Raw genomic sequence first — 8813 nt, 5'->3', positions numbered from 1 at the left:
GCGCCGGCGCAAACCAGCATCGCGGCGAAGGCATCGAAGATTTTGCGCATCTGGGGCGGCTTGTACGGAAAGACGTCGGGCGAATCCATGTTGTGGACCACCGCCGTGTTGTCGGCCTCGAAGATCAGGAGTTCGCCGTTCTTGTTTTCGGCACAATCAATGGTGAAGTAATGGAGACCCAAGCGGCTCGCGACTTCAGCCAGGGCATCATCGTGGCGCCTGGCAAAGTCATGATCGAAGTCACGCATGAAGCGTTCCTCTTCGCGCCGCTTCTCGGCGCTGAACGCCATGCCGGCGTTAAGATACCAGATGTCCCAGCGATCGGCGATTGCCATATGGCAGGCATACGGTTTGCCGTCGATAAACACGATGCGGTACTTGCGGAACGAGCCGTCCGGGCTTGAATAATCGACAAATCGGGAGACGAAGAACGCCGGCTCGGGACGCTCGCCGAGGTATCGCGCAAGGGCTGCGGCATCATCGATCCTGACAAGGCCCACGCCGGCGTGCGAACCACGTGGCCGCGCGATGATGGGAAACTTGAGTTCGTCGGCGAGCGAAGGAAGATCCGCTCGCGATTGGGCGATCGGCGCCAGCTGTTCGCGGGTCACCCCCAGGGTTGCGGGAATTTCGAGACCGGCCACACCGCGTAAAAGGCCATACAGCTTGTCTCGATCGAGATTGCGCACAAGGTTTGGCCGGTTGAGCAGCGGGCGCGGCCACCGCGCGGCCACCGCGTCGATCTTGCGCAATGCCTCGACGCATTCCTCCGAATCCGAGGCGATCACGATCGCCACGTCATGTTCGGGTAGCGGCGCCGGTAGATCGACACCGGAAACGACATAGAGCGTCTGCAGTTCGATTCCGGAATTTTCCAGGAGAAATTCGATCGGCGTGTTACCGCCCATGTCGATGGCCGCCGCCAGCGCCAGCACCCGCAGTTTAGGCTGTTCCCACGAGCAGGGCGAGCGGTAGAGCTGATGAAAGCCGAGTACTTCCGACTGGATTGCCATCCCGGCCTGCTTGTCGCCGAGCAACTGGGTGATCAGCGACAGATCGAGGCCCTCGCCCGCGCTTGCGGTCCCTTTGGTCAACCGTTCAAGCAATTGATCGCGCAACGGGCGGAGGTCACTCCCGTCAAACGCCATTTTCGTCAACCGCGCAAAGCCGATCCGGTCGGCGCTCGGATACTGCGCGAGCGCGGCGCCAGGCGTGTCATGACCCATAGGATAAGTCCCCTGGTTTGATTCCGTCGGCCCCCGCAAGCAGGGACTCCAGACTGGCAATTGCGGTGCCGGCATCGCCGATGGCGCGCTGGAGGTTGCGGTGCGCGACGTCGGCGTTCGGAGACCACGCCTCGGATACGAGCCGTGCGCTGGCGCTGATCCGCAGCGCCGCCGACGGCGACGGATCGCTGCCCGGGGAAACGCCCAACGCAACCGGCTGGCCAATGAGACAGGCTTGCGCCGCCGGCTTCAACTCGCCGGCATGACCGGCCAGCGCACGGTAGAGTTTCCGGCATTCGGCGAGCGGAAGCATGCGGCCGCCGTGCCGGACCGTGAACGAAAAGATCGTTCGCTGCGCCAACTCTTCGTCGGCGACATCCTTGGGCCCGTCCTGCCAGGGCAAGAGAGCAAGCGAGGGAGATGCCGCGATCAGACGTTCGAGCGCTTCGCCGAAACTGGTGAGCGCTGCCATTCGAAATGAGTCAGGTGCGCGGTAGTAGGCGCCGATCTCCTCGACCGCCGCTTCCCAGCGGAGCCATTGGCCAAAATTGGTTCGAACCGGAAAGCGCGCCCGCAGGCTCGGCCAGTTTTGCGGCCAGTCGCTGCAACTCGAATATTCGAGGAACCCAGGCGGAACGGCGCTGGCGTCATCAAGACGGCGAGCGAAGCGACCCGGCACCATCACCGCGCCAGAGAACGGCGGGCCGGTGAAGAATTTCGATCCGGTGACGATCACGATATAGCCGCGCTCGAGATATCGCTTGAGCCGCGCCCGGCCCAGACGCATCTGGCAGGCATCGACCACGATCTGCACCTCGCTCGGCCAGCGGGCGGTGATCGCTTCGAGACAAGCATCGCTCGGCGCTCGCCAGCCGAACTTGGAGGAATCCATGACCTGCAGCAGCACCTTGCTGCCGCCGGTGACGGCACGCTCGACCGCTTCGAACACGTTCAAGTCGCTGGCGGAATAGCATCGCGCCTCGCCGGTTTCGTCGAACAGCGGCAGCGCGACGCTCGTCACGGCCTGCGCGAGCCCGGCAATCGGCTCTCCCTTCTGAACCCGGCCGCCATTGGCCGTCGCGGCGCTGAAATGGCAGCCGCGCGCCGTGTTGACGGTTCCGCTGCCGGTCTGGTCAGCCGCAACCACCACCGTGACGAGTTCGGGACCGAGCAGCTTTCGGGTAAGAAACAGCGCCTGGAGTTGGGAATCCGTGCCGGAGGGAGAGAACACGACGTCGGCGAGCGCGGGCGGAAGAGCAAAATGGGTCCGCAATTCGTTGCGCATCTCCTCGATGCGCTCGTCGAAGGCCGCTTCGATTCCGATGTCGATTGCCGACCGCATCATGTCTTCCCGCGCCATTTGCGCGCGGTCATAGGCGCGCTGGGAAATCGAGGTCGCAGTGCTCGACGAAAAGCTCAGCGTTTCCGGGCAAGGCATTGGCTGACAGCCATATTCGTTCAAGCCGCTCGCAGCACTCACCGCCAAGCGGGAATCGCCACCCCCCGCCAGCAGCCGATCGAGCGGGACGAACAGTTCAGCCATCGCGGGGCCCGACCGCGCGCCAACACCGGATTTCTCCGCTACCTGGAATCGAACGCTACCGTGCAGCATCGCCAAGACCCCATTTCCCGACAACTCCTCGGCCGGGCGGAACGAGAAGAGAGCGCCACCGGCAGCTAACGAGGCGTTAACCCGTATTAAGAGACGTAAACAGCTATGGTTAACGAAAGCTTTACGGTGCGCCGGCAGCGCACGCCTCGCCGCTGCTTTCAGGCCATGACGCCTGTTATCCCCCCGCCGGGAGGAAATTGGTGAGCGTCAGCTTGGAGAGGATGGAAGTCGTCTGGTAGGAGGCGCTCAAGGCATTCTGAAGTGCCAGAATCTGGCTCGCCACCTGCTCGGTCGAGACGTTTTCGGTCGCGTCGACCATGTTCTGCAGCTGGGTCTGGGTCTGGGACTGCCGGGCACTTGCCGCCTGCATCGTTGTCTGGGCATTGGCCAGATCGGTTTGAATGTCCGAGATTTGTTGCTGTCCGGGTTGGGACGTCAGGTTGGTCGCGATACGGGAGCTCAACGCCGCCGCCTGCGCGGGCGAATTGGTCGCAGTCGGCGATTCCGTCATGGCGGCGTAGACCGCTACGCCCTCAAGCTGCTGACGGATGGCCTGCTCGTTGGCCTGCATACCGTATTGAACCGCAATCCCCGAATCCACCAGTGCGGTCGACGAGGCGCGCGGGTCCGGCGAATTGTTTCCGGTGTACCAGGCGACCGTGTTGGCCGAACCGTTGACGAGCGAGGTTGCGCTGCTCAGTGGCGAACCGGAAACGCGCAGCGGCGGCTGGATCGCGCTAATGGCCGTACCTGACGCAGTCGTGGTCGCGGTGCCAGCACCCGAGGAAAAACCCAAGGCCGCAAGCGCTGACTGCGCGCTGGGATCCGATGACGAGGCCGAAATCGAGAAATTGGCGGCGTTTGGCGTATTGATCGTGATGGCGCCGCCGTCGATCGACGACGGCGTCGTGGTACCGGTGATCGAGTCGATCGCCGAAAGCAGGTTGCCGACGGTGCCGGTGGTGGGATTGATATTGTAGGTTGGCCCGCTCAAGGATGTGGGCGACGACGTGGAAAACGAAATGCTCGTGCCGTTAACGGTGATGCTGTCGCCGTTCTGAAAGCCGCTCGAAAGCGAGGCCGTTCCTGCCGCGCCCGAGAGCAAGGTCGCGCTCGTAATCGGCTGCGGCGTCGCCTCCTGGTCCTTTGCGACTGCTCCAGTTGCGCTGCTCGACGGATCGAAGAAGTCATTGCCCGCGGCCACGGCCGACGCCGCAACCAACGTCGTGTTGGCCAGAGTCCCGATCGCCGAGTTCAACGCGGTGTTCAAGTTCTGCGCGGTTGTGGCGGGATCGGGTGTGCCGGCCGTTGTCGCGATCAGAAAACTGCCGGTCGGCGGCGGATTCTGGGTTGTCGCCGTCAACGTCACCGACGAGGTCGTACCGTCGGGAAGCTTGAAGTTGACGGTCACCTGGTCGCCAGGACTCGGATTGGTCGTCGAGCCGAAGGAAAACGAGACCGATGCCGGCGAACCGGACGGACCAGTGACCGTCGCACCGGTCAGCGTTGATGACACCGAACTCAGCTTCAATCCGAACGGCGAGCCGGCCGCGTCCTCCGAAACTGAAAACGACGTTGTCGTGGCCGGCGCCACACCTGTCGTGGTGGGGCTCGAGATCAGCAGGCGGCCGAGGCCCGTGGTGCCGTCGGCCTGCGCGCGCTCGGCGATCAACTGCTTTAAGCCAGCCTGGGTGCCGCTGCCGTTGAGAATGGCGTCGGCGGATGCAACGGCCGGCGTATTGATCGCGCTGCCGGAGAAGATGTAGCGGTTGCCGACCTGGGTGTTGAGAATGCCCACCATCGAGATGAGCTGACTCCGCGCATTGTCCTGACCGATGGTCTGTCCGGTGCTGTTGAGATCCTGCGAGGTGGTCGACGCATCGCCCTGCACCGTCGTGGCGATGCTGGTCAGCGACTGCAATGCGGTATTGGCGGCACCGATGATCGTATTCACGTTGGTGATGGTATCGCCGAAGGCGGAGATGTTCGAAAGCTGCGAGCGCGCTGCAACCGCAAAGCCTTCATTGATGCCCATGCCGGCATAGGTGGTCGATTTTTGCCCGGTCGCGAGTTGGGTGGAGAGATTGGTGAGCTGATTATTGAGGTTCAGGACCGCCTGGCCGAACAGCGAACCGCTATAACCGATGCTATTGATACTCATGTTGATCGCCTTACAGCTGGACTTGCATCAGGGTCTGCATCATCGACTGAACAACCGACATGCAATGCGCATTGGCGGCATAGGAATTCTGCAACGCGATCAGGTTCGACATCTCGCTGTCGATGCTGACCTGGGAAGTCGAATCGAATTTTTGCTGTAACGTGCTGACGACCACGGCCTGCCCCTGCTGCAAGCTGGTCGCGGAGGCGGCCGCATTGGCCTGCAGGCTCAGGAACTGCTGCAGGTAATTCCCGATGGTGCCGTTGAACGGCGCCTTCGATGAGCCAAGGCCGGACTGCGGCAGGAAGGTCGACGTGGCCGAGGTCAGCTGGGAAAACAGGAAATTGGAGCGCGTGTTATCGCCGGCCGGCGTCTGCGGATTGGTGTTGTAGACGGTCAGGGCCGACGGATTGGCGATCAGCGCGGGATTGACCTCGATGCGGCCGGCAAGCCCCGTCAATTCCGAGCCGCTGCCGGTGATGGCGCCGGTGTAGGGCGAACCGGCGTCAGTAAAGACGGCCAGTTGCGGGTTACCACTTGTCGGCGAGGTGACGGTCGTTGTCGTCGAGGCGGAATTGACGGTGACATTGTCGGCCGAGTTCGCAACGAGCTGCAATGTGTTGCCGGACGGATTGGAGAATTGCAGATGGCTCGCCCCGAGCGCTGCATTGAGCTGCGACGCTACCGACGCCACGCCGCCGGAGATGTTGACGCCGATCACCTGCGGGCTGGTGCCGGTCGGACTCGCCAGCGGCAGCGCGCTCGGATCAGTCACGGCGACCACCTTCACCTGCTGCTGCTGGCCAAGCGCATTGGTGTAGGTCAGATTGATCGAGTTGCCAGCCTGCAAATTGCTCAGATCGAGTGTGAACCCGGACAGCGAACCCGAAGAAACTGCAGTGCCTTGCGTCGTCAGGTCGGAAAGCGAGCTCGACATCGACGCGGCGAGCTGGTCGACCTGGTTCTGCGCCTGCACCAGCGTCTGGTCGCGCAACTGGATATCGGCCGCGATACGTCCCGAGCTGATCACGTTGTTGGCGATCGCATCGATATTGGCACCGTTCGGCAGCTTGATCGTCAGCGAACCTACGCCGTTCTTGATCGGATCGGCGTTATAGAGCGAGGTCGGGCTCAGCGTGCCCGCTGACGAGAACGCGAATTGCGAGGCCTGGCTGCCGCTGACGAGCTGAACGCCCGAGTTGGTCATGACGCTGACCTGGTTGGCGCCGTCGGTCACCGCCTTGACGTCCATCAGACTCGCGAGATCGTTGATGGCACTGTCGCGCTGATCTTCCAGCGTGGCGGCCGAAGGATCGTTCGGACCCAGACCCTGCAACTGGGTATTGAGCGAGGCAATCCTGGTCAGATCCGCGTTCGCCTGGTTAACCGACGTTCCGATATCCTGTTCGACGTTCGAGCGCAGCGTCTGGATGCCTTGCGAAGTCGTGTTGAGCTGCTGCGCCAGTGTCTGCGCCGCGCCGAGCGCCGTGGTCTGCGCCGACAGGCCGCCGGGGTTGCTCGACAGGCCCTGCAACGCGCTGGTGAAACTGTTGAAGGCGGTTTCCAGCGTGCCGGTGCCTCCCGGGGTGCCATAGACGCTTTGCAATTGCCCGAGGATGTTCGACATCTGGTCGGCGAAACCGGCTCCGCCGGTCTCGGTGCGCAGTTGATTCTGGATGAACACATCGAGTTCGCGGGTGACGCCATTGACCTGGACGGTGGTGCCGCCCGTGCCGGTCGCCAGTTCGCTCTGATTGGGCGTCTCGGCCACATAGCCCGGTGTCTGCGCGTTGGCGATATTGCCGGAGGTAATCGCAAGCGAAGCCTGGTTGGCCCGCAGTCCGCTCATCGCTGTGGCAAGGGCAGAACTCAAACCCATCTTTAATGCCGCCTCTAATTAGGTTACGCCGACATCGGCGAGCCGCCGATCAGCGGATCACCGACAGTAGACTCTGAACCATGTCGTTGGCCGTGGTGATCACCTTGGTATTGGCCGAATACGCCTGCTGGGTCACGATCAGCTTGGTGAACTGGTCAGCAATGTCGGTGTTGGAGCCTTCGAGCGACGAACCCGAGATCGTTCCAGATGCGCCCTGGATCGCGGCGCCGGACTGTTCGGTGGCCGCGTAAGCCTGACCGTCGAGAGCTTGCAGGTAATTCGTGCCGTTGAAGTGCGACAGCGTGATCTGCGCGAGATCGATATTCTGCCCGTTGGAGAACGTGCCGACGACGAGGCCGGAGTTGTTGATGGCCACCGACTGGAGCTGACCGGCGGCAAAACCGTTCTGTGTAACCTGGCCGATGGTCGCAGTGCCGCTGGTCGAGGCGAATTGCGACAACGCGCCGGTCGCAAAGTTCAACGAAACGTTTCCGACCTGCTGACCATTGACCGTGAGGTTGGGGATGGTGACGCCGCCGCCTGCCGGGCTCGTCAAGACGCCGTTGGAGTTGAAGATGAAGTTCGTGCCGACGTTGGTCCAGGCCGTCTGGCTGCCTGTCGCCGTCGAGTTGCTCTGGTAGAACAGATTCCAGGTGTTGGCGTGGCCAGCGCCAAGGCTGGAGCTGTCCGTCATGGCCCAGCGAAGCTGCACGTTCACCGGAGTGCCTGCCGAGTTGTAGACCGTGACGGCGCCGCCGCTGATGCTTTCATTGTCGAAGGTGGTGACGTTATTGCCGACCACAAGACCTGTGCCCACCGATCCACCGCCCGTACGCGCTGCCGACGGAAGGCTGGTGAAACCGAGTTCCGCGAAGACGCCGCTGGTGTCGGTGGTGACCTTGAGGTCATTATTCAAACCTGTGTTCAACGTGACCTGACCGTTGGTAATGCTGCTTGCGTTAGTGGTGTTGCCGGTGATCTTGTCGATTGTCGTAAGTAAGTCGCCAACCGTGCCGCCCGTCGTGTCGATATTGTAGGGCGGCGCGGTCGTGGTCGCGCTGTTCGAAAACGTAATAGTGGTACCGTTGACGACGACGTCACCACCGGTGATCGCCGTGGGCAGACTGCTGAGCGGCGTCGTTGTCGTGATCTTGTTGGCCGAGGCGTCCTGGGCCGTATTGCCCGTCACGAACGCGTTGACGAAAGGCTGCGCCGGGGTTCCCGCTACCACCGGATTGTTGATGCCGAAATCGGCCTGGTTGAGGCCGCCGGCGGCGGTGATCGATCCGGGCGTCGCGTTCGGACTCGCCACAGTCACCGGAACCGTCGGCAGGTTCGCTGCATATTGAATCGCCGTCGTCGCCTGCGCCGGCACGAAATTATTGTTGAACTGCAGGACTGTCGGCACGTTGCCCAACGGATTGCCGGTCTTCGGATCGACGTTGACTCCCATCAGGTAGTAGCCGGCACTGTTCACCAGATAGCCTTGGGCATTGACCTGGAAATCGCCGGCGCGGGTATAGTCCGTGACGCCGTTGAAGGTGGGTGTGTTATCGGAGACGCCGGTCGGCTTTTGCACGTTGAAGAAGCCGTCGCCGTTGATGGCGATGTTGGTTGCGACCGTCGAGCTCGAGACCGTTCCCTGACTGGTGATGGTCTGCTGGGCGTGCGCCGTGACGCCGCCGGCGACCTGCTTGTCGACCGTCAGCGCATCCGGGATCAGATCCTCGAAGCTGGTATTAATGCCCTTGTAGCCGACGGTGGAGGCGTTTGCGATGTTGCCCGATATATTCTGCAACGCGAAGGATTGAGCCTGCAGGCCACCCACCGAGGTATTTAGCGCGTCGAAGATACCCATAACTTTGTCTCCACATCCGGTCACTAAAGGCCACGCAGGCGGCTACCCGCGTAGAACCATCATCGACGGAGACGTCG

5 protein-coding genes are annotated in these 8813 nt (G+C 62.3%); all 5 read right to left on the bottom strand.

The annotated features are described in order from the left end of the window. Nucleotides 1-1226 (bottom strand): hypothetical protein (locus NEZ08_RS13440; RefSeq protein ID WP_298107489.1); only part of this gene is annotated, 1226 nt, incomplete at its 3' end. Continuing rightward, complete coding sequence (locus NEZ08_RS13435) at nucleotides 1216-2769, bottom strand: hypothetical protein (RefSeq protein WP_298107487.1); 1554 nt, start codon at nucleotides 2767-2769, stop codon at nucleotides 1216-1218. The genes NEZ08_RS13440 and NEZ08_RS13435, both read right to left, overlap by 11 nt. A 244-nt stretch (nucleotides 2770-3013) precedes the next feature. Then, nucleotides 3014-4999, bottom strand: a complete 1986-nt coding sequence (locus NEZ08_RS13430; protein ID WP_298107485.1) for a flagellar protein — start codon at nucleotides 4997-4999, stop codon at nucleotides 3014-3016. A gap of 10 nt (nucleotides 5000-5009) precedes the next feature. Beyond that, nucleotides 5010-6878, bottom strand: coding sequence for a flagellar hook-associated protein FlgK (gene flgK / locus NEZ08_RS13425; protein WP_298107484.1), 1869 nt, complete (start codon nucleotides 6876-6878; stop codon nucleotides 5010-5012). Nucleotides 6879-6927: 49 nt separating this feature from the next. Further along, nucleotides 6928-8736 carry a flagellar hook-basal body complex protein gene (locus NEZ08_RS13420; RefSeq protein WP_298107482.1) on the bottom strand — a complete coding sequence of 603 codons (1809 nt, stop codon included), beginning with the start codon at nucleotides 8734-8736 and terminating at the stop codon, nucleotides 6928-6930. Nucleotides 8737-8813 lie beyond the last annotated feature (77 nt).

Source organism: Bradyrhizobium sp. (assembly GCF_027451485.1).
In the GTDB taxonomy this organism is placed as follows: domain Bacteria; phylum Pseudomonadota; class Alphaproteobacteria; order Rhizobiales; family Xanthobacteraceae; genus Bradyrhizobium.
Note: the sequence above shows the minus strand (reverse complement) of the source record. Positions and strands in the feature narration are given on the sequence as shown.